Source organism: Pantoea sp. SGAir0184 (assembly GCF_043544755.1).
The window spans coordinates 705,807-731,729 of record NZ_CP028050.1; the positions used below are offsets into that span (position 1 = coordinate 705,807).

Annotated in this window: 24 protein-coding genes and 3 tRNA genes; 20 read left to right on the forward strand and 7 right to left on the reverse strand. The window is 55.9% G+C overall.

Annotation, left to right across the window (positions count from 1 at the left end):
* Nucleotides 1-48: 48 nt before the first annotated feature.
* Entirely contained in the window at nucleotides 49-1,269 is a 1,221-nt protein-coding gene (locus C1N60_RS03285) for an MFS transporter (protein ID WP_021506769.1), read from the forward strand.
* Here the strand turns inward: C1N60_RS03285 and C1N60_RS03290 are convergent.
* The 3 genes from C1N60_RS03290 to C1N60_RS03300 all read right to left on the reverse strand — a co-directional run bounded on the left by C1N60_RS03290 (nucleotide 1,266) and on the right by C1N60_RS03300 (nucleotide 3,862).
* On the reverse strand, nucleotides 1,266-1,730 hold the full coding sequence (locus tag C1N60_RS03290; protein WP_021506770.1) for a YbaK/EbsC family protein: 465 nt from the start codon (nucleotides 1,728-1,730) through the stop codon (nucleotides 1,266-1,268). The genes C1N60_RS03285 and C1N60_RS03290 overlap by 4 nt on opposite strands.
* A gap of 95 nt (nucleotides 1,731-1,825) precedes the next feature.
* A complete protein-coding gene (gene fhuF / locus C1N60_RS03295) occupies nucleotides 1,826-2,620 on the reverse strand; it encodes a siderophore-iron reductase FhuF (RefSeq protein ID WP_088516711.1) in 795 nt (264 codons plus the stop codon).
* Nucleotides 2,621-2,767: 147 nt separating this feature from the next.
* Entirely contained in the window at nucleotides 2,768-3,862 is a 1,095-nt protein-coding gene (locus C1N60_RS03300; protein WP_021506772.1) for a GGDEF domain-containing protein, read from the reverse strand.
* A 229-nt stretch (nucleotides 3,863-4,091) separates the two neighbouring features.
* On the opposite strand from C1N60_RS03300, the gene C1N60_RS03305 reads away from it, so the two are divergent.
* On the forward strand, nucleotides 4,092-4,376 hold the full coding sequence (locus tag C1N60_RS03305; RefSeq protein ID WP_058757170.1) for a DUF1435 domain-containing protein: 285 nt from the start codon (nucleotides 4,092-4,094) through the stop codon (nucleotides 4,374-4,376).
* Nucleotides 4,377-4,465: 89 nt separating this feature from the next.
* Here C1N60_RS03305 and C1N60_RS03310 read toward each other — a convergent pair.
* From C1N60_RS03310 to rsmC, 4 genes are all read right to left on the reverse strand, one after another.
* Nucleotides 4,466-4,552: transfer RNA gene (locus tag C1N60_RS03310), tRNA-Leu, on the reverse strand.
* 28 nt (nucleotides 4,553-4,580) lie between these two features.
* Nucleotides 4,581-4,667: transfer RNA gene (locus tag C1N60_RS03315), tRNA-Leu, on the reverse strand.
* Nucleotides 4,668-4,698: 31 nt separating this feature from the next.
* Nucleotides 4,699-4,785 (reverse strand) — tRNA-Leu (locus tag C1N60_RS03320).
* A 144-nt stretch (nucleotides 4,786-4,929) separates the two neighbouring features.
* The gene (gene rsmC, locus C1N60_RS03325; RefSeq protein WP_058776440.1) at nucleotides 4,930-5,961 is read right to left on the reverse strand and encodes a 16S rRNA (guanine(1207)-N(2))-methyltransferase RsmC; all 1,032 of its coding nucleotides are present in this window, start codon (nucleotides 5,959-5,961) and stop codon (nucleotides 4,930-4,932) included.
* A gap of 106 nt (nucleotides 5,962-6,067) precedes the next feature.
* Between rsmC and C1N60_RS03330 the strand changes: the two genes are divergently transcribed.
* The 18 genes from C1N60_RS03330 (at nucleotide 6,068) to C1N60_RS03415 (ending at nucleotide 25,918) form a co-directional block, all read left to right on the forward strand.
* Complete coding sequence (locus C1N60_RS03330; RefSeq protein ID WP_031279565.1) at nucleotides 6,068-6,478, forward strand: DNA polymerase III subunit psi; 411 nt, start codon at nucleotides 6,068-6,070, stop codon at nucleotides 6,476-6,478.
* Complete coding sequence (gene rimI / locus C1N60_RS03335) at nucleotides 6,450-6,890, forward strand: ribosomal protein S18-alanine N-acetyltransferase (RefSeq protein WP_058776442.1); 441 nt, start codon at nucleotides 6,450-6,452, stop codon at nucleotides 6,888-6,890. Before C1N60_RS03330 ends, rimI begins: the two co-directional genes overlap by 29 nt.
* Nucleotides 6,891-6,910: 20 nt before the next feature.
* Nucleotides 6,911-7,591: a pyrimidine 5'-nucleotidase gene (yjjG, locus tag C1N60_RS03340; protein ID WP_394521394.1), complete on the forward strand. Its 681-nt coding sequence runs from the start codon at nucleotides 6,911-6,913 to the stop codon at nucleotides 7,589-7,591.
* Between the two features lie 865 nt (nucleotides 7,592-8,456).
* Nucleotides 8,457-9,053: an SH3 domain-containing protein gene (locus tag C1N60_RS03345; protein WP_031279568.1), complete on the forward strand. Its 597-nt coding sequence runs from the start codon at nucleotides 8,457-8,459 to the stop codon at nucleotides 9,051-9,053.
* Between the two features lie 22 nt (nucleotides 9,054-9,075).
* Entirely contained in the window at nucleotides 9,076-9,573 is a 498-nt protein-coding gene (gene tssJ / locus C1N60_RS03350; protein ID WP_021506780.1) for a type VI secretion system lipoprotein TssJ, read from the forward strand.
* A gap of 8 nt (nucleotides 9,574-9,581) precedes the next feature.
* Nucleotides 9,582-10,922 carry a type VI secretion system baseplate subunit TssK gene (tssK, locus tag C1N60_RS03355; RefSeq protein ID WP_058771443.1) on the forward strand — a complete coding sequence of 447 codons (1,341 nt, stop codon included), beginning with the start codon at nucleotides 9,582-9,584 and terminating at the stop codon, nucleotides 10,920-10,922.
* 19 nt (nucleotides 10,923-10,941) lie between these two features.
* Nucleotides 10,942-12,183: a DotU family type VI secretion system protein gene (locus C1N60_RS03360; RefSeq protein WP_136545644.1), complete on the forward strand. Its 1,242-nt coding sequence runs from the start codon at nucleotides 10,942-10,944 to the stop codon at nucleotides 12,181-12,183.
* Nucleotides 12,184-12,186: 3 nt separating this feature from the next.
* On the forward strand, nucleotides 12,187-15,816 hold the full coding sequence (tssM, locus tag C1N60_RS03365) for a type VI secretion system membrane subunit TssM (RefSeq protein ID WP_136545645.1): 3,630 nt from the start codon (nucleotides 12,187-12,189) through the stop codon (nucleotides 15,814-15,816).
* A gap of 14 nt (nucleotides 15,817-15,830) precedes the next feature.
* Nucleotides 15,831-16,544, forward strand: coding sequence for a type VI secretion system-associated protein TagF (gene tagF / locus C1N60_RS03370; protein ID WP_021506784.1), 714 nt, complete (start codon nucleotides 15,831-15,833; stop codon nucleotides 16,542-16,544).
* A 17-nt stretch (nucleotides 16,545-16,561) separates the two neighbouring features.
* Complete coding sequence (tssA, locus tag C1N60_RS03375; RefSeq protein ID WP_058780967.1) at nucleotides 16,562-17,572, forward strand: type VI secretion system protein TssA; 1,011 nt, start codon at nucleotides 16,562-16,564, stop codon at nucleotides 17,570-17,572.
* A 79-nt stretch (nucleotides 17,573-17,651) separates the two neighbouring features.
* Nucleotides 17,652-18,179 carry a type VI secretion system contractile sheath small subunit gene (tssB, locus tag C1N60_RS03380; RefSeq protein WP_150361261.1) on the forward strand — a complete coding sequence of 176 codons (528 nt, stop codon included), beginning with the start codon at nucleotides 17,652-17,654 and terminating at the stop codon, nucleotides 18,177-18,179.
* Nucleotides 18,180-18,181: 2 nt separating this feature from the next.
* Entirely contained in the window at nucleotides 18,182-19,678 is a 1,497-nt protein-coding gene (gene tssC, locus C1N60_RS03385; protein WP_021506787.1) for a type VI secretion system contractile sheath large subunit, read from the forward strand.
* A gap of 132 nt (nucleotides 19,679-19,810) precedes the next feature.
* On the forward strand, nucleotides 19,811-20,467 hold the full coding sequence (locus C1N60_RS03390) for a hypothetical protein (protein WP_058776444.1): 657 nt from the start codon (nucleotides 19,811-19,813) through the stop codon (nucleotides 20,465-20,467).
* A 647-nt stretch (nucleotides 20,468-21,114) separates the two neighbouring features.
* On the forward strand, nucleotides 21,115-21,597 hold the full coding sequence (locus tag C1N60_RS03395) for an Hcp family type VI secretion system effector (RefSeq protein ID WP_072208636.1): 483 nt from the start codon (nucleotides 21,115-21,117) through the stop codon (nucleotides 21,595-21,597).
* Between the two features lie 412 nt (nucleotides 21,598-22,009).
* Nucleotides 22,010-22,636 (forward strand): hypothetical protein, encoded by a 627-nt coding sequence (locus tag C1N60_RS03400; protein WP_394521395.1) that lies wholly within the window; start codon nucleotides 22,010-22,012, stop codon nucleotides 22,634-22,636.
* Nucleotides 22,629-23,036 (forward strand): hypothetical protein, encoded by a 408-nt coding sequence (locus tag C1N60_RS03405; RefSeq protein ID WP_394521396.1) that lies wholly within the window; start codon nucleotides 22,629-22,631, stop codon nucleotides 23,034-23,036. Before C1N60_RS03400 ends, C1N60_RS03405 begins: the two co-directional genes overlap by 8 nt.
* A gap of 273 nt (nucleotides 23,037-23,309) precedes the next feature.
* The gene (gene tagH, locus C1N60_RS03410; protein WP_394521397.1) at nucleotides 23,310-25,130 is read left to right on the forward strand and encodes a type VI secretion system-associated FHA domain protein TagH; all 1,821 of its coding nucleotides are present in this window, start codon (nucleotides 23,310-23,312) and stop codon (nucleotides 25,128-25,130) included.
* Entirely contained in the window at nucleotides 25,127-25,918 is a 792-nt protein-coding gene (locus C1N60_RS03415) for a PP2C family protein-serine/threonine phosphatase (RefSeq protein WP_021506792.1), read from the forward strand. The genes tagH and C1N60_RS03415 overlap by 4 nt, the downstream gene beginning before the upstream one ends.
* Nucleotides 25,919-25,923: the final 5 nt, after the last annotated feature.

The window sequence follows — 25,923 nt, forward strand, 5'->3', positions numbered from 1 at the left end:
CAATAAAAATCTGGCCGCGAGCCGGAAGCAATCAGACAGGATACCCTTATGTTTAACTGGACTGCGACCCAGCGCAACGTGGCTTTCGCCAGTTTCGCCAGCTGGACGCTGGATGCGTTCGACTTCTTTATTCTGGTGTTTGTGCTCAGCGATCTTGCGCGCTACTTCAACACCAGCGTCTCCGATGTTTCCATTGCCATTATGCTGACGCTGGCCGTACGACCGGTGGGCGCATTGATCTTTGGCCGGCTGGCGGAAAAATATGGCCGCCGGCCGATCCTGATGCTCAACATCGTGCTGTTTTCGCTGTTTGAGTTGCTGTCGGCATGGTCGCCCAACTTTGCTGCCTTCCTGACCTTCCGCGTGATTTACGGCGTGGCGATGGGTGGCATCTGGGGCGTGGCCTCTTCGCTGGCGATGGAAACCATTCCCGACCGTTCGCGCGGCCTGATGTCCGGCATCTTCCAGGCCGGTTATCCGTGCGGCTATCTGCTGGCGTCGATAGTGTTTGGCCTGTTCTTCGAACAGGTGGGCTGGCGCGGCATGTTCCTGATTGGCGCGCTGCCGATTCTGCTGCTGCCGTTTATCTATTTTAAAGTGCCGGAATCGCCGGTATGGCTGGCGGCACGCGAGCGTAAAGAGAATCACGCGCTGCTGCCCATCATCCGCCAGCACTGGAAAATCTGTATTTACATGGTGCTGCTGATGGCCTGTTTTAACTTCTTCAGCCACGGCACGCAGGATCTCTATCCGACGTTCCTGAAAGTGCAGCACCAGTTTGACGCCCACACGGTGAGCATTATCGCCATCGGCTATAACATCGCGGCGATGCTCGGCGGCATTACGTTCGGCTCGCTGTCCGAGCGTATCGGGCGTAAAAAAGCCATCATGCTGGCGTCGTTTCTGGCGCTGCCGGTGCTGCCGCTGTGGGCGTTCTCCAGCGGTTCCTGGGCGATTGGGATCGGCGCGTTCCTGATGCAGTTTATGGTGCAGGGCGCATGGGGCGTGGTACCGACCTACCTGACCGAGCTGGTGCCGGCCAATGCGCGTGCGGTACTGCCGGGCTTCGTTTATCAGCTGGGGAATTTAATTGCTTCGGTCAACGCCACGCTGCAGTCACGCATTGCCGAAGCCCACGGCGGTAACTACGGACTGGGCATGGCGATTGTCGCCGGCACGGTGGCGGTGCTGATTTGCGTGTTCGTGGCGTTTGGCCGCGAGACGCGCGGCATCGAAATATCCGGGGCGGTGGCGAAAGAGACGCGTTAACGCGCCTCGCAGACGTCAATCCATTTCGCCGCCGTGAGCTCAGCCATGCGCTGCGGCGAAATGCGCACCGCGCTGTGAATCGAACCGGCCGCAGGTAACACTTCATCGAAACTGCGCAGCGACACATCGCAATAGACGGTCAGCGGATTTTCCAGCCCGAACGGGCACACGCCGCCGACCGGATGGCCGGTCCAGTTCACCACCTCATCCACGCTCAGCATGCGCGCTTTTGCCCCGAGCGCCGCCTTCAGCTTGCGGTTATCCAGCCGGGCGTCGCCGCGCGTGACAATCAGCACCACGCTCTCTTTCACTTTCAGCGACAGGGTTTTGGCGATTTGCCCCGGCGCCACGCCATGTACGCGTGCGGCCAGTTCTACGGTGGCAGTGCTTTCCGGCATCTCGATGATGTCGATATCCGGTGCGTGTTCGGCAAAGAAGTGCCGTACCGACTCCAGGCTCATTTTTTTCTCCGGTAAAAACAGAGCGTAAAAGCTGCCATAAGGCGGGAAAGCTGTAAACGGGAGAAACGGAGAATCTGTAACAGAATACGCCGCGCTTACACGGCATTTAACGTGCAGTTACCGCAGCGTTCGACGTCCGGAATGCGATAGCGCTGGCAGCAGCTACGCCGCTCCATCGCGCCGTTGCGCGGGATCATGGTGCGATACAGCGGATTATCACTGCCGTCGGACAGGGATTTGCTGAAAAACAGCGCCTGTTCCAGTTGATGCCGGGTGGCCGCAGGCAGCTGCTGCTGCAGTTCGCCAAGGAACCAGTAAAACGAGAAGCCTAAGTTGTTCCAGATCAGCCGCGCGTTGATATCACCGTGCTGCGCCATGCCGTTAACGGCGGGGATCAGGCCGTGCTGAATCAGGCGTTCGATACGCTGCTGCGGATTGAGATAGCGCGCATCCTCATCCTCCTGCACATCAATCCAGAAGGCGCAGGGATGGCCGTTTTCGTGGAACTCAACGTGGATACGCTGCGGCGAGCAGTCGAGCGCGCGCGGCTCCTGCAGCAGCGCCAGCATTAATGGCGGCAGCAGCAGGCCAAAATACCACTGGGCCCACAGCGACTGCAGCGGTTTGGCTTCCTGCGGAACATCGGGATGGTGGCGATAGAGATAGTCGCTGTAGCGCTGCGTCAGGCGGCGATAGTGAAACGGCGTGGACCATTCGGCCAGCGTCAGCGTGCCTGCGGGGGCCGGCTGGCCCAGCTTCACGTTTTCCCGCATGTAGCTGCGCTGGTCGCACATCAGATCTTCCAGCGCGCTGGCTAAGCTGCGATCGCTCTGCATAAAGATCAGCGGATGCGCGCTAAAGCGATGATCCTGACGCGTGATGATGGCCATGCGGCTCCTGAGTGAAAACGGGAAGCGAAAAACAAATGATAATCGTTCCCGATTCACTGAGCAAGATGCCAGCAGCGCTCACTGCCTGGCCACCGCGCATTTTGCGTGAAATCCCCCGGAGAGGGCGCGGCGTTGTCGCCGCACCGCTTACACCAGATCGCTGCTTACCGGCGCCAGCTTCGGTAAATCCTCCCACGCCAGAATGGTGTTACGTCCCTGATTCTTCGCCACATACAGCGCGCGGTCGGCGTTGGCCACCGCCTGGTCGAAGTCTTCTGCGAAAATCGGCGCGATACCGGCGCTGATGGTCACGTGGGTCGAGACTTTATCATTGAAGCGGTGGGGAATTTCCAGATCAACCACGTACTGACGGATGCGTTCGGCCAGCTTCATGGCAATCGAGGCGTTAACATTGGTCATCAGCACCAGAAACTCTTCGCCGCCGTAGCGCGTCACCACATCGCGCGAGCGCACCGCATCGCGAATGGCAACCGACACCCGCGCCAGCGCCTGATCGCCCATGGCATGACCGTAGTTATCGTTGTAGGCCTTGAAGTGATCGATATCCAGCAGCAGCACAAAGTGGCTGCCGGCATGATTTTCCATGATGGTATCCAGCCGGTTCTTCAGCCCGCGCCGGTTATACAGGCCGGTGAGCGGATCGAGCATGCTCAAATCGCTGAAACTTTGCTTCTCCTCATACAGCTGGCGCACCAGCCGCAGGGTGAAGGTGTCGAAGCGGCGGCGCATCAAATGGTGCAGCGAGAAGCCGATCAGCGGCAGCGTAATGGTGAACAGAATGGTCATTAAATGCTGACCATCGTCCAGTAACAGTACGGTTAATACCGGTGGCGTAATATGTAAACAGAACGCAAGCAAATAATCACTCAGGGCAATCGCGCTGATAAAAAATACGCTCAGCAGACTGATTATTAAAAAGCTACCGTCAAAATAAAACACCAGATGGTAACGATGATTGATATGCCAGGCCCACAGCGCGCCTAATAGCAATGCGACAGGATTTAATAACGGGAATTTTAGATTTGGCGCGATTAAACATAGCGCCAGCAGCGTGGTGCTAAAGCCCGCCACCAGTGTTACCGGCAGCGAATTGATGGGATTATCCGTGCCGAAAAACGGCAGCAGACAAAAAAGCGAAACGGCGACATTCAAAAACAAAAATAGCATCAGCGACAGCCGATACTTGCTGTGTTTCAACTCATCATAAGATTGTAATTTCATTATTATTACTCGTGACAGCCCTGAAATATCAAAGCGCTACCCGCAGGAAATAATCCCACAACGCGGATAGTGAGCACGTTTTTGCTGTGTTATCAAAATAGTTATCGGCGGCAATCTATCATTTTCCAGTAATTCTGTCATCCGGCGCGGGCAGGGCAAAAAATTCGCTGCAAGATGAGAAATATTGTCATATGATAATGGGAATATTTATCATTTGAAGGGTTGCGCGATGATCATGGCGATGATGGCCGCCTGCGGCTTGTGGGGCGTAAGCTGGGTGATGGGAAAACGTCTGGATAGCGGCTGGGGCGTGTTGCTGCCCTGCGCGGCCATGCCGGTATTTGCACTGTGGGAGCCGAGTTTCAGCCAGTGGCGCTTAGTGATGATCGTCGCGCTGCTGCTCACCGTGGTGATGCTGTTCCACCATCGTCTGCGTCATTATCTGCTGCTGCCTTCCTGCCTGGCGCTGGCGGGCGGTCTGGCGGCTATCTCGGTGAATTTTCACGTCATTTAACGGCGAGCAGAAACGACAATATCACGCAAAGGCGTGATAGCAGTGGTAACAATCAATGGGGATGTACTGCAGAAGAAGTGTGACAACGTTGGTGCGAAGAGAGGGACTTGAACCCTCACGTCCGTAAGAACACTAACACCTGAAGCTAGCGCGTCTACCAATTCCGCCACCTTCGCATCGTAGTTGTCTGTTTATATCACCGCATGGTGCGAAGAGAGGGACTTGAACCCTCACGTCCGTAAGAACACTAACACCTGAAGCTAGCGCGTCTACCAATTCCGCCACCTTCGCGCAGTGCACGCGATATAAACTTTGTGATTATTGGTGCGAAGAGAGGGACTTGAACCCTCACGTCCGTAAGGACACTAACACCTGAAGCTAGCGCGTCTACCAATTCCGCCACCTTCGCCTACCTGCAATACATTACAGTATTGCTAACCACGGAGGCGCATTTTAGAGATTTTACTCATTGCGTCAACACATATTTTGCGACGGTGAAACGACTGCTGCAAAAAGCAACGTTTTCCCCGTCGCATCGCGGATTTTACTACGCTTAGCGCGCTTTCGCGCCGCGGCCATATACGGCGCGATATACTTTGAAGCGGCCGGTCTGCGCCAGCACTTCATGGTTACCGAAGGTTTCATCCAGCACCTGCGGATAAGGCAGGAAGGCGTTGGCCACGATGCGCAGCTCGCCGCCGCTGTTTAGATGCTTCACCGCACCGCGAATCAGCGTGTGGGCGGCATCAAGGCTGGTTTGCAGACCATCATGGAACGGCGGGTTAGAGATGATCAGATCAAAACGGCCGCTGACGTCCGAGAACACGTTACTGGCAAACACTTCGCCTTCCAGGCCGTTAGCGGCCAGCGTGGCTTTACTCGCCTCGATGGCGGCGGCGTGCACATCGCACAGCCACAGCCGGACTTTCGGCGAATGCTGCGCCAGCGCGGCGGCTAATACGCCGCTGCCACAGCCGATATCCAGCACTTTACCTTTGGTGTGCGGCGTAAGAGTGGAAAGCAGCAGATCGCTGCCGATATCCAGCCCGTCGCGGCTGAACACGCCCGGCAGGGTATGAATGGTGAGATCGTCCAGCTGATAGCGATTGCCGAACGCGCTGGCGTCAAAGCTGGCCTGCTGCGTCAGCTGACCGTGATACAGCCCACAGCGGCGCGCGCTGTCGATCTTCTCCAGCGTGGCCCAGCTCTCCAGCATGCCTTCGGCGCTGCGCACGCCGCTGCGGTTTTCACCGACGACAAAAATATCGCAGCCCAGCGGCAGCAGCGACAGCAGGTTTTGCAGCTGGAACTGCGCTTCCGGTTTGTTCTTCGGCCAGAAATAGACCAGTGTGTCGCAACCGGCTACGTCGGCCGCACCGGCCACCAGCCCGTACACTGCCCGTTCACCGAGGCGACGGCTGAGGTTCTGCCAGTGATGGTACTGCTGAGTGTGCACGCGGCTCGACGCGGTCTCCAGCTGGGCGGGCAGGTCATCCTGCAGGTCGCCGGCGAACAGTACGTGGCGGGCGGTAAATTCATCACTGTGGCGCAGAATCACTTCGCTGGCCGGGGTAAAAGCAGACATGGAACGCTCCTGTTAAATCAGAGCGGCGATTATAGTGCTTTGTTGGCGCATGTTCGATGGGTTTGCTAGCATAGCGTCGCATTCTGGCAGGATTACAGGTAACAGCATGAGCACAAGGCGCGACTGGCTTCTACAGCAAATGGGGATTACGCAGTATCAGCTGCGACGTCCGCGCGTGCTGCAAGGCGAAATTGCCGTCACGCTGACGCCGGACACGCGGCTGGTGCTGGTCGCTGAGCAGGCGCCGGATCTGCAGGAGCCGCTGGTGCGTGACGTACTGCGGACGCTGAGCATTCAGCCGGGGCAGGTAATGACGCTGACGCCAGAACAGCTGCCGATGCTGCCGGAGCAGGTCGACTGTGCCGGCTGGCTGCTGGGCGTGACCAGCGATCATCCTTTTAACGGCATCACGTTCACCAGCGCCGTTTTCAATGAATTAATCAGCAGCGGCGCGGCCAAACGCGCGCTGTGGCAACAGATGTGTAACCATGACAGCCATCTCTTTCATCACCCCTGATTTACAGCCGCGGCTGCTGGAGATCGAGCGCCGCGCGCATGCGTTTCCGTGGAGCGAGCAGACCTTTGCCAGCAATCAGGGCGAACGTTACGTCAATCTTTGCCTGCACGCGGACGGCCAGCTGGCCGGCTTCGCCATCACCCAGGTGGTGCTGGATGAAGCGTCGCTGTTCAACATCGCGGTCGATCCCGCGTTCCAGCGCCGCGGCTATGCGCGTCAGTTACTACAGCAGCTGATTGCCGAACTGGAGCAGCGTGCGGTAATGACGCTGTGGCTGGAGGTGCGCGCCTCCAATCAGCCCGCCATTGCGCTGTATCAGCAGCTGGATTTTCATCAGGTCAGCGTGCGGCCAAACTACTATCCCACCGCCAGCGGGCGCGAGGATGCCATCATTATGGCGCTCACGCTCTGACGTCATTCAAAAGGGGCACTATGTTAAACGACTGGGACTGCATCCTGTTCGATGCGGATGACACACTTTTCCACTTTGACGCCTTCGCCGGCCTGCAGCGCATGTTTGCCAGCTACGACGTGCACTTCAGCGATCAGGATTACGCTGATTATCAGGCCGTCAACAAACCGCTGTGGGTCGATTACCAGAACGGCACCATTTCAGCGTTACAGCTCCAGACGCGCCGCTTCACGCTGTGGGGCGAAAAACTGCGCGTGGCGCCGGAAGTGCTTAACAGCGACTTTCTTAATGCGATGGCCGAGATCTGCCTGCCGCTGGATGGCGCAGCCCGCCTGCTGGATACGCTCAAGGGCAAGGTAAAAATCGCCATCATCACCAACGGTTTTACGGCGCTGCAGCAGGCGCGCCTTGAACGCACCGGCTTCCGTGACTACTTTGACGCGCTGGTGATCTCCGAACAGGTGGGCGTACCCAAGCCGGACGCGGCGATTTTTGACCATACGCTGCAGCTGCTGGGCAATCCCGATCACCGCCGGGTATTAATGGTCGGCGACACGCCGGAATCGGATATTCTCGGTGGTATGAATGCCGGCGTGAAAACCTGCTGGATCGATCACGGCACGCGTCCGCTGCCGGCGCACATCACGCCCACCTGGCAGGTGAAAACCTTGCCTGAGCTGCAATCTATTCTGACTGCTTAACAATCCCGATACCTGCTATTTTAGCGTATTAAACCAGCCTGGTCCGCCTGGCTGGTTTTTTTCACTGTCAGTTTGTCTTTATCACCCCTTTTTTATCGCCTGCCTGGGTTTTATCGCGCGCAGACAAAATGCGTGCCGCTCAGCGCCATTTTTTTTATGACAATTTTTAATGATCGCGCGAGCAAATTTTCATCTTTCATTTACAATCTTTCACAGTTTTAATGGATTGCTAAGAATAGTCTTAGGTTTACGGGCAAAAGTGACGCAAATTTGCATTAAAAATATTTGTTAACCTTTACTGAACTAATTTCCTCTGCTAGCGGCGCGTTGAAATTTTGTCAGGCTTCTGTAAACTTCCGTCAGACATTAACAAATGGATTGTGATTGCATGCTCACGGGCAGGTTTTACCTGGCTCGTGCGGTAGCTATGATGTTTCCAGTCTTTTATATGTTGTTGATATATCTCAATAAATAGCAATGCTGTCAGCGAATGCCGTAAGTTGTTGCTGTTATCCTTTTAATCGTTACCGATTAACCAGATTCATTGAACGTGATAGTTTTTAACCCAGGGATGGCATAAGAGAAACCGAGGTTTGGCTGTGGCCGACCCCTTCGCTTAGCAAAAATTGATCATGTTGCTGATTGTTTGTGAAACGATCAGAATTCTTCCGACATCATCCCTGTCACTAATGTTGCATTTTTAATACTTAATTCAGACTGATCAATTTTTGCCTCGCTGGCGCGATGCGTTAGCCACACTCATTAAAGGGTCAACTTTTTAACTGGTACTGAATCGACGCCGGCTCCAGTCGTGCGCACGGTTCATTTTGCTCTTAACCGGCCTCTGGCCACTTTTTAGGCGTTAATGGAACTAAACATGAAGAAAATGGTGAATCTCCGTATGGCGTTGGGCCTGATGTTTGTTTTCGCAGTGGCTGGCTGTAAAGCACCGCCAAAGATGACAGACGACACGATTGTCAGCAGCACCGTTGACGGCGTCACGCTGTCGCACCGTTATGCCGTCCAGCCGCCGGCACAGTTCAGCCCGGTGAACGAGGCTTATCGCGCGCTCTATCCGGCTTCGATCATGACCCGCCCGAGCTTCGGCGGCAAAGTGGTGGATACGCTGAAAAGCGGTGAAACCTACACCGTGATTGGCCAGGTTGAAAACAACTGGCTGGCACTTGGCGAGTCGGCGCAGGCCGCAGACGAAGCGCAGCCTGAGACTGCACCGGCCGATGACAAAAAAGCGCAGCAGCCGGCGGCTCAGCCTGCGGTACAGCTGATCGGTTATGTCCCGTTCCGCGCGGTGGTGAAAAGCGCGCTGTATGAGCAGACCATCAAAGCGGACCAGCCGAAGCGTCGCGCCCGCGCCAGCAGCAAGAAAAAGACCTGCGTCGCGGTGGATGGCGACAGCAAAGCGTGCCAGAACAGCAACAGCGGCACCTGGATCATCAACTAACACGGTAAGCAGGGAGGGCTGAATGATGACGATGATTTCTCTCCGCCGCGCCGGATTACTGCTGCTGGCTTGCCTGCTGGCCGCCTGCAGCAGCAACAGTCCGGCGCCGGTTGCACGCTACAATCTCGACTTTCAGGCGCATCCGCAGATCAACGCGGGTGCGCCGCTCAAAGTCCGGGTGATGTTGCTGACCTCCGATGCGGAATTCATGTCCGCTGATTTCTACTCCCTGCAGAACCAGCCCGCCACCGCGTTGGGCAGCACGCTGCTCAACAATCAGCAGTTCTTCCTGATGTCAGGTCAGCTGAGTAAAACCCTCAGCGCGAAAAGCCTGCCGGAAGCGCGCTTCATCGGCATCATGGCCGAGTATCAGGCGCTGGACGGTAAAGTCTGGCGCCTCGCGCTGCCCTTTCCGGATGGCGACGACAGCGCATTCTGGCAGTTCTGGAAAAATAACGATGGTGAGTTGAATGCCCGCGTCGTGGCGGATATCAACGGCCTGCGCGTGGTTAAGCAGTAAGGATGCCTATGAACCGAGCCGAAAAGGTTGTCTGGACCGAGGGGATGTTCCTGCGCCCTCACCATTTCCAGCAGTCGGAAAATTTTCTACACAGCACCCTGCGCGAGTGGGGGCAGTCGCAGCGCGCCTACACCTGGGGGTTTTTTGATCTCGAATTTGATGAAGCGCTGTTGCGCCAGGGAAAACTGGCGCTGAGTGCCGCCAGCGGATGTCTGCCTGACGGCACCTTTTTCTCTTTCAGCCAGCCACAGCACGGTCCGGCCCCGCTGGATCTGCCGGCGAATGTCGATCGCAGCAAAGTGGTACTGGCGATCCCGGCCCGGCGCAACGGGCGCGAAGCGGTGGCGTTTCAGGAGACGCAGGATTCACTAGCGCGCTATCTGGCGTGGGAAGCCGAAGTCGAAGATGACAACGCTCAGGCGGTCGGCGCTGCCACCGTTCAGTTCGGCAAACTGCGCCTGCGCCTGATGCTGGAACAGGATCTCACCGCGGAATGGACGGCGATGGGCGTGGCGCAGGTGATTGAAAAACGCAGCGATAACCACGTGCGCCTCGACACCGATTACATTCCGCCGATGCTGACGCTCAACGCCAGCCGGCCGCTGCAGAGCATGCTCAATGACCTGCACGGCCTGATTCAGCAGCGCAGCCAGCAGCTGAGCCAGCGCACGCCGGGTACCGGCCGTTTTAACAGTGCCGACATGGTCGATTTTATGCTGCTGACCTTACTCAACCGTCAGCTTGGCCTGCACGCGCACTTACAGCATCTGCCGCTGCTGCACCCGGAAACGCTCTACAGTCACTGGCTGCAGCTGGCCGCTGAATTGAGCAGCTGGATGCCGGCGCGCACCCCGGACGCGCTGCCGCTGTATGACCATGACGATCTGTACAGCTGCTTTACCCGCTTAACGCTGCTGCTACGCCAGGGACTGTCGCAGGTGATGGAAGAGAGCGCCATCCAGCTGCCGCTGACGCAGCGCTCGCACGGCCTCAACGTGGCCACGGTGCCGGAAAGCAGCATGGTGCGCGAGTTCGGCTTTGTGCTGGCGGTCAAAGCCAGCGTGCCAGCCGAGGCGCTGAAAACCCACTTCCCGGCGCAGATGAAAGTCGCGCCCGTTACCAAAATCCGCGATCTGGTACAGCTGCAGCTGCCGGGACTGGCGCTGAAAGCCATGCCGGGCGCGCCGCCGCAAATCCCGTGGCATGCCGGCTACAGCTATTTCGAGCTCGATAAGAACAGCGAGCTGTGGCAGGAGATGGAGCGCTCAGGTGCCTTTGCGCTGCATCTGGCCGGTGAGTTTCCGGGCCTGAACATGGAGTTCTGGGCCATTCGTAGTCAGTCAGAATAATCAAAACTGAGCACGCCGCATGATGCAGGAACAACAGAAACCGAACAGTGACGTCACACAGCAGGATGTCAGCCATCAGAATGTGCTGGTCGCCGCGGCGAATCCGCTGATTAACGCGATCCCGCAGATTCGCCACTCCGTCTCGCACGACGATCCGGCGCGACTGCGCCAGCAGCTGATCGATCAGATCCGTCGCTTTGAGCTCAGCTGCCAGCAGTCGGGGCTGAGTTATGAAGTGATCGTCGGCGCGCGCTACTGCCTGTGCACCGCGCTGGATGAAGCGGCGGCGCTGACGCCGTGGGGCAGCCGCGGCGTGTGGACCAGCAATGGCCTGCTGGTGACGTTTCACAATGAAACCTGGGGCGGTGAGAAGTTCTTTCAGCTGCTGGCCAAGCTGTCGCAAAATCCGCGTCAGCACATCCTGCTGCTGGAGCTGATCTATTTCTGCCTGCTGCTCGGCTTTGAAGGGCGCTACCGCGTGCTGGATAACGGGCGTTCGCAGCTGGAAACCATCAAACAGCGTCTGCTGCAGATGATCAAAAGCGTGCGCGGCAGTTACCCGGCGGCGCTGTCACCGCATCCCACCGATCAGCCGGTGCTGCGCAAGCTGTGGCGGCCGATGATTCCACTGTGGGCCTGTGCGGCGGTGGCCGGCTTTGCTGCCTGCCTGTTCTACATCGTCCTGAACTGGCGTCTCGGCGACTACACCTCGCCGGTGCTGGCCAGCATCTATCAGACCGCGCTGCCGGAAGTCCAAATCAGCAATCCGGCACCGCCGCCGCCCGCCACGCTGAACCTGAAAGCGTTCCTCAAGCCGGAAATTGATGCCGGCCTGGTGGCGGTGCGCGATGAAGCCGACCAGAGCGTGGTCACCCTGAAGGGCGATGGCCTGTTCGCCTCGGCATCCACCGAAGTGCGTGGCCGCTACGATGCGGTGATTCAGCGCATTGCCGCCGCGATGAATAACGTCAGCGGGAAGATTCTGGTGATTGGCTACAGCGACAACGTGCCGATTCGCAGTGCCCGCTTCGCCTCCAACTATGAACTCTCGCTGGCGCGCGCGCAGTCGGTGCAAACCCTGCTGCAGCAGCAGCTGGCACAACCGTCGCGGGTTAAAGCCGAAGGGCGTGGCGAAAGCCATCCGCTGGTGCCGAACACCAGCGCGGAGAATCGCGCCCGCAACCGTCGCGTAGAAATTACTCTGCTGGTCGCGCCGGATGCGACGCAAGCGGAACTCAACGGCCTGGCGAGAGGGAACTAATCCATGCTGAATATGCTTTTTGCGGTGCTGACCAGCCGCCTCGCCTGGGGTTTTGTCGGCATTACCGCGCTCTCCTTTATCATCTGGGTGATTGGCCCGGTGTTTTCCATTGTCGACTCGCGGCCGCTGGAGCCAGAGCAGAACCGCATCATCAGCATTGCGCTGCTCTATCTGGTGTGGGGGCTGAGCCAGGCGATTCCGCGCCTGTATAACTTCTGGCTCAACCGCAAACTGATGTCGAGCCTCGAAACCAGCAAAAGCGATGCGCCGGAGCAGGACCGCAAACGCCTGACCAATGAAGAACAGGTGCTGGCGAGCCGTTTCTCCGAAGCCACCGACATGCTGAAAAAAGCGCACTTCCAGCGCGCCAGCAGCAAGGGCGCGCCTTTCTGGGCGCAGCGCTTCAGCCATCAATACCTCTACCAGCTGCCGTGGTACATGATCATTGGCGCTCCGGGTGCCGGTAAAACCACCGCGCTGGTCAACTCCGGGCTGCAGTTCCCGCTGGCGGACAAGTTCGGCAAAGCGGCGCTGCGCGGCATTGGCGGCACGCGCAACTGCGACTGGTGGTTCACCAACGAAGCGGTGCTGCTGGATACCGCCGGTCGCTATACCACCCAGGAGAGCCAGCAGGAGCGCGACGCCAGCGAGTGGCATCATTTTCTCGACCTGCTGCGCAAATATCGCGGCCGTCAGCCCGTCAATGGCGTGATTGTCACGCTCAGCGTGTCCGATTTACTGACGCAATCGCCGGAAGCGCAGCGCAATCAGGCAATCGCACTGCGTCAGCGGCTGATGGAGCTGCACGATCGCCTTGGCATTCGCTTCCCGGTTTATGTGCTGGTCACCAAAACCGACCTGCTCAAAGGCTTCCGCAGCTACTTCGCTTCGCTGGATAAAACCCAGCGCGAGCAAATCTGGGGCTTTACCTTCCCATGGGCGCAGGCGTCGACCGCAGAGTTTGAGCTCAACAGTCAGTTTCAGCAGGAGTATTCACTGCTGCAGCAGCGTCTGGATGCCGGCCTGGCCGATACGCTGTTAGCGGAAAGCGATGCGCAGGCGCGGGCGGAGAGCTATCTGTTTCCGCAGGAGTTCGCCGCGCTGCGGCCGCTGCTGGCGGAGGCGCTGGATACGCTGTTTGCCCGTTCGGATTTCGAAACCCAGTTCGCTCCGCGCGGCATCTATTTCGCCAGCGGTACTCAGGAAGGACTACCGTTTGACCGCGTAATGGGCGAGCTGAGCCGCGCCCTGCATCTGCCGGGACAGCGCAGCGGCGAGTCCGGCAGCTGGGACCAGGTCGACAAAGAGTCACCGATCCCGCCGAACAAAGGCCAGAGCTTCTTCCTGAAAGGCGTGCTGGAAAATGTCATCTTCCAGGAGTCGGGCCTGGCGGGCAGTAACCGCTGGTGGGAGCTGCGCAATCGCGCCGGATTGTGGTCCGGCTATCTGGCGCTGCTGGTGCTGGTACTGATTGCCGGAGCACTATGGCTCACCAGCTACAGTAAAAACAAAGCCTATTTGCAGGAGATGGCGGGTAAAACGCCGCAGGTGGAGCAACTGGGACAACAGCTGGAACGCCAGGGCAATGGCGATCTGTTTGCGCTGGTGCCGTATCTCAACACGCTGCTGCAGCTGCCGAAAAGCGCCGACTTCTCGCTGGAAGATCCCCCGCTGACGCGCCGTATGGGGCTGTATCGCGGTACCGAAGTCAGCGACGCCACGCGCACCCTGTATGACAAAGCGCTGAAACAGCTGCTGCTGCCGCAGGTGGCGCAAAACATCACCCGCTGGCTGCGTAACGACAACGGCAGCGATGCGGATTACAGCTACGAAGCGCTGAAAGCTTACCAGATGCTGTATCAGCCAAAACATTATGACGGCAAATTCCTGCATGCCTGGCTGATGCTGAATATTAGCCGCGAACTGCCGCAAAACGTGACGCAGCAGGAAGTGAAACAGCTGGCGTGGCATCTGCAGCAGCTGCTGGAGACACAGATTCAGTCCTCGCCGTACGCGAAGGATGATGCGCTGGTAAAGCGCGAGCAGGCGCTGATTAACCAAATGCCGCTGTCGCAGCGCGTCTACGGACGTCTGAAGCGCCTGCTGCAGCGTGACGGCAGCCTGCAACCGGTCACCCTCGCGGCGCTGGGCGGGCCGCAGAGTGAGCTGGTGTTTTCACGCAAAAGCGGCAAATCAGTCAATGATGGCGTGGCCGGCCTGTTCACGCCAGACGGTTACTGGCAGCACGTTGATAAACAAATCGCACCGGTCACGCAGGCTCTGTTTCAGGATGATGTCTGGGTGCTGGGCGGCGTTGCGTCGCCGGAGAACAGTCAGCAGACCGACCTCGCGGTGCGCCAGCTCTACGTGCAGGATTACATCCGCCAGTGGGAGCAGTTCCTCAGCGATATCCAGCTCAACAGCAGCGCGGATTTGTCGCAGCGCATCAACACCGCACGTCTGCTGTCGGGCAACCACTCGCCGCTGCGCCAGCTGGTGGTTAACCTCAGTAAGCTGCTGACGCTGAACCGCGCACAGCCGGATGAGCAAAGTACCCAGGCACAGCCGGCGACGGGCAACAGCGCCACGCGCACTTTAGAAGCGCTGTTCAGTTCCTCCAAAGCCAGCGCGGCGCCGGGCCAGGGCGCAGCCCAGCAGGCACCGGAGCAGGCGGTGGCGGTGCACTTCGCGCCTGTGCTGGAGCTGGCACAGCCGCTGCAGCAGGGCAGTAAAGTGCTGGCGGTGGATGATTTTCTCCATCAGATCGACGATCTCTACCGCTACCTGACGGCGGTACAGGACGCCGCCAACAGCGGCATGCCGCCGCCGTCCGGCGATGCCATCAGTCGTCTGCAGGCCAGCGCCGGTCGCTTACCGGGTTCGCTGCAGAATATGGTTTCCAGCATGGCCGTGGGCGCCAGCAGCGATGCACAGCGCCGCGATATGGATAACGTGCGCAAGCGCATCACCATGGAAGTGGGCAGCTTCTGCCGCCAGGCGATTGCCGGCCGTTATCCGCTGGTGCGCAATGCGCGCAGCGAAGTGACGCCGGACGATCTCGCGCGCATGTTCGCGCCGGGCAGCGGGCTGATGGACAGCTTCTTCCGCGACAATCTGGCCAGCAAAGTGGATACCACCAACGCGGCGTGGCGTTTCACGCCAGGCATCGACGGCAAAACGCTGCCGGGCGGTGAGGCGCTGCTGCGTCCGTTCCAGCAGGCGCAGTCGATTCGTGATGCCTTCTTTGCTAACGGGGCGACCACGCCGTCGTTCCGCGTCACGCTGCGTACGGTGAAAATGGATAACGACATTCTCAACCTGACGCTCGACGTCGATGGCCAGATTCTGCGTTACAGCCACGGCCCGCAGGCGGTGCAGATGGTGAGCTGGCCCGGACCGGGCGGCACCAGCCAGGTGCGGATGCAGCTTGGTCTGACCAACGGCACCACCTCAACGCTGGTGACCAGCGGTCCGTGGGCGCTGAACCGCTTCTTCGATCGCGCTCGTTTAACCGCGGTCGGTGGCCTGACCCGCGAGGCCAGTTTTAACGTCGATGGCCATCAGGTCACGTTGTCGTTCACCCCTGGCAGTATTCGTAACCCGTTCCAGCTTCCCGGCTTTAGCTGCCCCTGAAACAGGACCTGATAATGACTCATTACGCAGCACCCGGCTGGTACGGCAAATTGCCCAGCTCGGGTGACTTTGTGAAGCGACGCTTCCCCGATGTGCTGTACCGGCAGTGGTCGAACTGGTTTCAGGTCGGACTGCATCACTGGCAAACCAGTGAAGAGAGTAAAAACGCCCCGTCGCGCGCCTTTCTCAAAGCGCCGGTGTGGAATTTTGTCGTGCCGCCGATGCTCGGCAGTCAACTGATCCAGATGGGCTGCCTGATTGCCGCCCGCGACAGCGTCGGCCGCAACTATCCGCTGTGCGCGCTGCGCCATTTTACTCCTGCCGAGTGGTCACCGGCGCTGCTGGCCCGCTCGGGCGAGTGGTATCAGCAGGTCGGCAATATGCTGCTGCGCGTGGTGCAAAACGGCGGTACGCCAGAGCAGCTCGACCAGGCGCTGCTGAGTATTCCGCAGCCCCAGCAGCCGCAAACTGACGGCGAACAATCGGACATTTTACAGGTGATTGGCGACGGCGAGCCGTCAACGCTCAACTGGAAACTGCCGGGTGACAGCTTCGACCCGCAGTTTTACACCAGCTTCTGGTGGACAAACCAGAGCGACGGTTTCCCGCTTTACACCCAGGTGCACAGCGGCAACTTCACCGCACAGCTGTTCTCACTGCTGTTCGACCCGGCCGGCGGGGCAAAACCCGGACGAAACGGACTTTATCCTCCGATGTTTGAATCCTGAGGCTAACCGCTATGACGATGAATATTGACGCGCTGCTGGCGCCGGTCAGCAGTGATAACCCCTGCGGCGACAACCTGGAGTATCACGCGGATTACCAGGCGATGGAGCAGGCCAGTACCGGTAAAGCCGAACAGCAGTTTGGCGAGACCATTATCCCGGCTGAATCAGCGGACTGGAATAAAGTCGAAAAGCTGGCGATTGACTTGCTCAGCCGCAGCAAAGACCTGCGAGTGATGTTAGCGCTTACTCACGCCTGGACCGAGCTGAAAGGGCTGCCTGGCTATGCGCAGGGGCTGAAGCTGATTGAGCAGGCGCTGCTGCTGTACTGGGAGCCGCTGTGGCCGCGACTGGAAGAGTACGGCGAACAGGATCCGTTTTACCGCATCAATGCGGTGGCGCTACTGGGCGATAAATCAGCGCTGAGCAGCGCGGTACGCCAGAGCTGGCTGCTGCGCTACGCCTCGGATGGCATCACGCTGCGCGATGCCGCAGCGCTGTGCGACGGCAGCAAGACCGAAGTCGCGGACTATCCTGGCGGTCTGCCGCGCCTGACCGATGAGCTGGCGCGCGGCGAGCAGCCCGGTATTGAAGCGGTGCTACAGATAAGTGAGCGTTTGCAAACTATTACCGAAACTCTGACAGAACAGCTGGGGGAAGCGGCGGTGCCGGAGCTGTCGCAGCTGCGCAGGCAGATCGCTATGATCGCCGAACGCTGTCAGGCCACTGACCTCAGCACGCTGCAGCCGGCCGTGGTAACAGAGCCGCCGCCGGAACCGAGCGTCGCCGCGCCCGCAGCAGCGGTTCGCACGGCTGACTGGCGCAGCGTGCAGCTCAGTTCGCGCGCCGATGCGCAGCTGATGCTGGAGAAGGTGAAGCACTACTTTGCTCAGCACGAACCCAGCCATCCGGCACCGCTGATGATCGACCGCGTACAGCGGCTGATTGAGCTCGATTTTATGGACATCATCCGCGATCTGGCGCCAGACGGCGTGCATCAGCTGGAAAATATCTTTGGACGCCGCGACTAAGCGAGCGTAACAACTCAACGCAGCGAGACCTGCGCGCCTCCTGCGAAACTTTACCCGCGCACCCTTAATGGAGAAAACCATGGCACCAACGAAATCCAGTGGGCAGAAGTTCATTGCCCGCAATCGCGCGCCTCGCGTTCAGATTGAATACGACGTGGAAATTTATGGCGCGGAACGCAAAATTCAGCTGCCGTTTGTGATGGGCGTCATGGCGGACCTGGTCGGTAAACCACTCGAGCCGCAGGCGAGCCTTGATGAGCGTAAATTCCTGGAAATTGATATCGATAACTTCGATGAGCGCATGAAAGCGCTGAAGCCGCGCGCGGCGTTTCAGGTGGATAACACGCTCAACGGCGAAGGCAAACTTAACGTCGAACTGACCTTTGAGAGCATGGACGATTTCTCACCGGATGCGATTGCCCGTAAAGTCGAACCGCTGAGCAACCTGCTGGAAGCGCGTACCCAGCTTTCGAATCTGCTGACCTACATGGACGGCAAAAACGGTGCGGAAGAGCTGATCGGTAAGATTCTGCAGGATCCAACGCTGTTGAAAGCGCTGACCCACCTGCCGAAGCAGGATGCAAACGCTGAAGGTAAGGAGGAGTAATCATGACCCAGTCTTCGCATCAGCAGCAACAGGGCGCCTCGCACTACAGCGAGAATGAACTCAGCGCCCTGCTGAACAAAGAATTTCGTCCAACCAGCGATCAGGCGCGTGCAGCCGTCGAAAGTGCCGTGAAGACGCTGGCGCAGCAGGCGCTGGAAAACACCGTCACCATCTCGAATGATACCTATCGCACCATCCAGGCGCTGATCGCTGAGATTGACGACAAGCTGTCACAGCAGATCAACCAGATTATTCATCATGAAGAGTTTCAGCAGCTGGAGAGCGCGTGGCGCGGTCTGAGCTACCTGGTGAATAACACCGAAACCGACGAGATGCTGAAAATCCGTTTCATGAGCATCTCCAAGCAGGAGCTGGGACGCAGCCTGAAGCGTTTTAAAGGCGCTGGCTGGGATCAGAGTCCGCTGTTTAAGAAGATTTATGAGCAGGAGTACGGTCAGTTCGGTGGTGAACCGTTTGGCTGCCTGGTGGGCGATTACTATTTCGATCACAGCCCGCAGGACGTGGAGCTGCTGGGCGAAATGGCGCGTATCAGCGCGGCGGCACACTGCCCGTTCATCACCGGTACCGCGCCGACCGTCATGCAGATGGAGTCATGGCAGGAGCTGGCGAACCCGCGCGATCTGACCAAAATCTTCCAGAACACCGAATATGCCGCCTGGCGCAGTCTGCGTGAATCGGAAGATGCCCGTTATCTCGGCCTGGTCATGCCGCGCTTCCTGGCGCGCCTGCCGTATGGCATTCGCACCAATCCGGTGGATAGCTTTGATTTTGAAGAGCAGACCGATGGCTCAAATCACAACGGCTACACCTGGAGCAACGCCGCCTACGCCATGGCAGCCAACATCAACCGCTCGTTCAAAGAGTACGGCTGGTGCACCGCGATCCGCGGCGTCGAGTCTGGCGGTGCGGTTGAAAACCTGCCGTGCCACACCTTCCCGAGTGATGACGGCGGCGTAGACATGAAATGCCCGACGGAGATTGCCATCAGCGATCGTCGTGAAGCCGAGCTGGCGAAAAACGGCTTCATGCCACTGGTGCACCGCAAAAACTCCGACTTTGCTGCCTTTATTGGTGCGCAGTCGCTGCAAAAGCCTGCGGAATACCATGATGCCGATGCGACCGCCAACGCACGTCTGGCTGCACGCCTGCCGTATCTGTTTGCCTGCTGCCGCTTCGCGCACTACCTCAAGTGCATCGTGCGCGACAAGATCGGTTCATTCCGCGAGCGTGATGAAATGGAGCGCTGGCTGAACGATTGGGTGATGAGCTACGTCGACGGCGACCCGGCGAACTCGTCACAGGAAACCAAATCGCGTAAGCCGCTGGCTGCCGCCGAGGTGAGCGTGGAAGAGCAGGAAGATAACCCGGGCTACTACGCCGCGAAATTCTTCCTGCGTCCGCACTACCAGCTGGAAGGCCTGACGGTGTCACTGCGTCTGGTATCTAAACTGCCTTCACTCAAATCGAATGAGAATTGATTTTAATAACAAAGCACGCTGATACAGGCGTGCTTTATTAAAAACTCTGATTTATGCTGCTTTTTCATTTAATTAGGTTTTGAGATTTTAAAGGTTTTTGTTGGTTAAATATGACTATGGAGAGTGTGAATTATGTCTGATGTAAATAAAATTGCACAAGGTATGCTTCAATTAATTAATGGCAAACAAAGTATCAGGCATACATTCTTTGAAAGTGTAATCGGTGGTTTAACTTCATTCACACAAGATATCTCTTTAGTGGCAAAAGATTACTTTGATACTGATCATCGATGGAGAAATCAGACCGATAAAATCAGACTTGCAGCACTAATCAAAAGAGGGGCATCTTCGGATAGCCTGAAGAAAATGGCGACAATAGTGGTGCAAAACTATTGGAGTAACCTCACGGCTGAACAAGCTGAAAAGCTGGCAGCAAAAGTAGGAGGTACAATTGCGGGAAAAATGGCTTTTAATTATATAGCACTCAGTCAGATTCTCATTCTTTTCTTTGAAAAAGCTATTGCGCGCTTCATTTTCTCCCTTGGTATTGGATCTATTTTTTCAATTGGAGCTGCGGCTTCAGACTCAGTTTATTCATCAAACGATCTCAAGGCACGCAATCCAAAAATATATAATGAATTACGTAGTAATGGTGATCTGGATTTACTTTACTTTCTTCTTAAAGAATACCTCGACCCATATTTAGAGGCTATTGAATTACAGAGTACCAGTCCGACTTTATCCAATAATATTTTCAATGTTTATGTCGATGGGATCAGGAATGTCTAGAAAAGTAATACTCTATATTCTAAGCCTTTTCATTAGCAGTATCTCAGGTTTGCTTTTTTTTGGTTTGGGTGGTTATTGTATTTTCATCATGAACTGGTCCGGCGGGCTATGGATGAACATACTGAATGCAGTGATTCTCCTGGCAATCTTCACCGCTTCAGTATTTGTTTTACATCTGTCGGATCTGGTCAGGAAAAAAATCTAGATTTCACTTTTCTTAATAAAATAATAATTAATATAGTGAAAACAATAAATAATAACTGACCAATCAAATATCCTGAGGATATCAGGTCAATTTTCTCAAAGGCAATGGTTATGTATAAGGATTTAATCAATAAATAGCCGCAATAGCATGCTGAAAATAAAGAGAAGATTATTAAAATATTTAAAATTACTTTCATTGCTATATTAAGTGGCGATTCCTTCATTTTCTTTCCTCCGATTAATGACAATTGACGTGCGTTCAAAGAAAATAATGTTTCAATTTGAAAAAGTCAAGATTATTCAATTTTGATTTTATATCTCCATGTAGCGGAGATAACCTAGGAGCAATGGTAAACTATGGACTGGTTAAGCAGCCCCATACTTTTCTATTTGCTATTACGATGCTTCTAAAGCATTTTCTTAACTAAAGAAGAGTTGAAATTATGGCTATTGATATGTTTCTGAAAGTTGATGGTGTAACAGGTGAGTCTAAAGATTCAAACCATACAGGCTGGACAGATATTACCTCCTTTGGTTGGGGGGCAACGCAACCAGGTAATATGGCCGTAGGCGGTGGCGGCGGAGCAGGTAAGGCCGCATTTAATAATCTGGCTGTAGATGCTCTCATCGACAAATCCACTACAGCAATCCTGAAACATTGTGCAAGCGGTAAGCATATATCTAAAGTTGAACTTTCAGTTTGTAAAGCAGGTGGTCAACAAGTTGAGTATGCAAGAATTACTTTAGAAGATGTTTTGGTTGTTTCCGTAAACTATAATGGTTCTAATAACGGTGACGTTTTAGGCGTCAGCTACGCATTCCAGGCTGCTAAAGTCAAACAACAATACTGGGAGCAAACGTCTTCGGGCGGTAAAGGTGCTGAAAGTAGTGCTGGCTGGAATATCAAAGAAAATAAAGAAGCATAATTGCTTTCATGAGCGGCCCCTGTGGGGCCGCTTTGTAAGAATCATATTGAATGCAAGGTTTATTTTATTTGATTTACGAGGGTTATGATAATGGCTACTCATTGGAGAATACATGATAAAAAGATTTACCTTACTATTTGCATTAGCATGTGCTGTGAGATCTTTAGCAGTTAGGGCAGAATCCTTAGCTTTAGTTAGTTGTAAGAAACTTAATGGCAGGATAGAAGACCAGTGCGCTGAAGGAAATCTAAGTGATACAAGGTCTGGCTGACATCAATCAGCCTAAAAACGCACCAATCAATATGGTTAAAAAAACACTTACTGGTTCGCACATTGCGTACGACACGAAATAAAGCATGATAAATGCTCTTTTTAAAATAAATACGAATTACGAATCAGGATATTTGATAGCATGAAAGCGAAATTATATTGTTGTGTACTGCCTTGCTTACTCGTTTGGAATATTGCTTCCGCGACGACAGCGCTTATACCAGGCGATAAACAAGAATATAAGCCAGCTATAATGGCCCTGGCTCAGCACAGCGGACTCGAGCGTGTTGAATTGAATCTGCAGCAATCTTTCACCGTCAAACGCGACGATAAAAGCATAGGTATGCTGATACAGGGACGGGGTTGGGTGAGGGAGGTTCATCCAGTCTGTTTTATTGGCTGGAGCAGAGATGGCGAGCATGTTGACCAATTTTGGTTAACTATCGGTCAGGATGAATGGGAAGCGACAGGTTGCCACAAGATTTCTGCAGTAGGAATTATATCAGGAAAGAATGAACAGCAAGTGAAAATAGCGGTTGTTTATGAGGTTGAAGCTGCCGAGCGTTATGCTTTTAATTATTATATTTTGGGTCTAAATAAAACTGATGGTGATATTTACTATGATCGGGAAATAACACATCGATTTGAAAATAGTTATCTTAATAATATTACTGAGTTACGCAGGGCGTATGAAAAAATGTCAAATGGTTATACGCATAACAATCACTCTGAAAAAAGCGAAAAGATTATTAGGAGACACTATGAATAAAGTTGATTTCTTTCTGTATTTAGCTTTGCTATTGATTTTATTTGCGTTAATTATGCAGGTTTTTTCATGCTACATCTTTAAAAAGAATGAACGTAAATACATTGAGTTGGTCAATGAGTTCAGACGTCGTGATCTCGACTTAGACATAGTAACTAATATCTATTCTTTTTTGGGTTCTCTATTTAATGCCAATAAGATAGTCTATTTTATTGATCTTTATAATGGGAGGGCGATGAAGTTAGCGAAAGGAAAGCTTGTAAGTAATAATGCATACAATTTCATACAGTCACAGCCTAAAGAAAATATATCATGGATGCTGAGGCTTCATAATTTAAACCTTATAAGTTTTTTTCTGTTGTTTTCAGGCGTGGGTATCGGTTTGATTGTTGGTTTTATTTAATGAGCCAAATAATTTTTTGCCACGAATTCTAATAATGCATTACAGCCAAAAAATTATAATGTTTATTGAGTGGTCAATAGAATAAAATTGCAATCATTTCTAAGCCAACGAAAATTCTAAATGGCAAATATGACACAGCGCATCGCGTTTTAAAGCACAGCCTCAATCACCTGATATCGCACACAGCATCGTATTACCCGCTTCCTATATTCCGCGTCTTTCCCGGAGAGCCGCGCAATATAGATGCCGAACCGCTAACCGCAGGAACCCGTTATGCGCTTTACGATAATAACGACTAAACCCGGCCACCAGCCGCCGCAAACCCGCTGTGACTTTATGCCGCCCGGCGGCACCATTGGCCGCGGAGTGGACAACAATCTGGTGCTGCCGGATGACGATCGCACCATTTCTCGCCTGCAGGCGATTGTGCACATCACCGCCGCTGGCGAATGCCGCCTCACCAACCGGGGCAACGTGACGCGCGTACTGCTCAATGACATCCCGCTGGAGCGCGGGCGTCAGGTGGAATTACAGGATGGCGACGTGCTGGGCATCGATGATTACCAGCTGCTGGTCAACGATCTCAACGGTGCGCAGCAGCCGCAGGCCGCCACGCAGGCACCGCAGCCGGTGGTGCAGGCGGCGGTAATGGCTGATGCGCCACCGGCGGAAAAAGATGCCAGCACCGCCGCGATCCCCAGCGAGATCTGGGACAGCCTCGCCAAAGAGTTCTCGATCTCTGACGATCTGTCGAAGCGCAAAGCAGCGGCCGAGGTGCTGCCGGAGGCCAATCCGCTCACCGCGCCGGCCAGCCTCGATCGCAACCCGGAGGATCCGCTGGCTCAGCTGGTGAACGATGCGCCGCTGGATATTGGCCAGCAGCCGAAAAACACCAGTCTGTTCGATGAAGGCGATGCGCTGTTCGCGCAGGAAAGTATCTTCGACGATCGCACCCCCAGCACACTGTCGGCGCAGCAGAATGCCGCCGCGCAGCCGCAGGTCGAGAGTGCCACCGAGCTCGATCCGCTCAGCCTGTTTGGCAGCCAGAGCAGCAGCGACGTGCGCAACCACGACGATCCGCTCGGCCTGATGATGGGCAATGCGGTTCCGCTGGCGCAGCCGGAGATCGCGCCGGCACAGACGGTTCAACCGCAGCCCGTCGCCCAGCCGGAAACGCCCAGTGAACCCTCGCCGGAGACGGCACCGGTCGAGCTGGCGGATCTCAGCAGTTCGCCACTGTTTGATGACACCGAAACCCAGGCCACGTCGCCGCTGATCGAACCGCAGGTGGAGCAGCCGGAGACGGTCGCGCCGCAGATGGATTACGGCGGCATTACGCTGCCCACGCCGCAGGCGGTGCAACGTGTACCGTCGCCGACGCCGAAAGGGCGGCTGCGTATCGATCCGGTGGCTTCCAGCCATCAGAACGCGGCACCCGCCAGTCAGGCGACAGCCAGCCACAGCAGCGGCGACGCGCTGAAAGGCGAACTGCTGGATGCATTGCTGGAAGGCATGGGGTTGCGCGATCTGCAGCCCACGCCGCAGTTCGACCGCGAGCAGATGCTGCAGTTTGGCCAGATGCTGAGCATGTTCTCGCAGGGCACCGTTGCGCTGCTGTCGTCACGTTCGATTCTTAAGCGTGGCGTTAAAGCGGATATGACGGTGATCCTCGACGACGCCAACAACCCGTTCAAACTGCTGCCGTCCGGCAAAACCGTGTTGATGCAGATGTTTGGCAGCCGTATGCCGGGCTTCATGCCGCCGCGTCAGGCGGTGCGTGATGCGCTGATCGATCTGCAGGCGCATCAGCTCGGCATGATCGCCGGGATCCGCGCCATTATCGCTTCGATGCTGCAATCCTTTAATCCGGATCAGCTTGAAGAGGAAGCCCGCCAGGCGGGATCGCTGTCGCGCCTCGGCCTGCCGGGCAGCCGCAAAGCTGCGCTGTGGGAGCATTTTGTTGAGCGCTACGGCGAGACGGCGGGCGAGATTGAGGACGATTTCCATACCCTGTTCGGCGAAGCTTTCCTGCATGCCTACGACCTGGAAGTTAATCAGTACAAAGATTCACAAACCCACACGGATGACGCATGAATATCACCATTGCTTCCACGTCGAATCAGGGCGACCGCGCCAGCAATCAGGATCAAACCGGTGAGGTAATCGGCGAACGCTCAGCCTGCTTCGTGGTGTGTGACGGCGTAGCAGGATTTCCAGGCGGCGACGTGGCCGCCCGCATCGCGCGCAGCAGCCTGATGGAGGCGTTCGACGGTAACGCGCACCTGGATGCGCAGTCGATTCGCAACTACGTCAACCACGCGAATCACGCGATTCGCCAGCAGCAGAAAGCCAGCAGCGAGCACAGCCGCATGGGCACCACGCTGGTCAGCCTGTTCGTCGACCGCGACTACGAGCTGGCCTACTGGGCGCACGCGGGCGACAGCCGGCTGTATCTGTTTCGCCGCGGCTACCTCTATCACGTGACTACCGACCATAGCCTGGTGCAGCAGATGAAAGATGCCGGCCACCAGACCGAAGGTATCAACAGCAACCTGCTCTATTTTGCCCTCGGCATGGGCGATGAGCAGCGCGACGCCAGCTACAGCGATGTGGTGGAAATAGAAGACGGCGACGCCTTTTTACTGTGCACCGATGGCTTCTGGCACGGCGTGACGCTGGAGCAGATGCAGCAGTCGTTGCACATGGTCAATACGCCGGAAGAGTGGCTGACGCTGATGCAGCAAATCATCCGCAACGGTCAGCCGGATAACGGTCAGCAGGATAACTTCAGCGCGCTGGCCGTCTGGATTGGCTCACCGCAGGACACCACCTTACTGCACTCGCTGTCCGAAGCGGCGCAGTTTTTCCCTCTTCGAGATTGAGAACG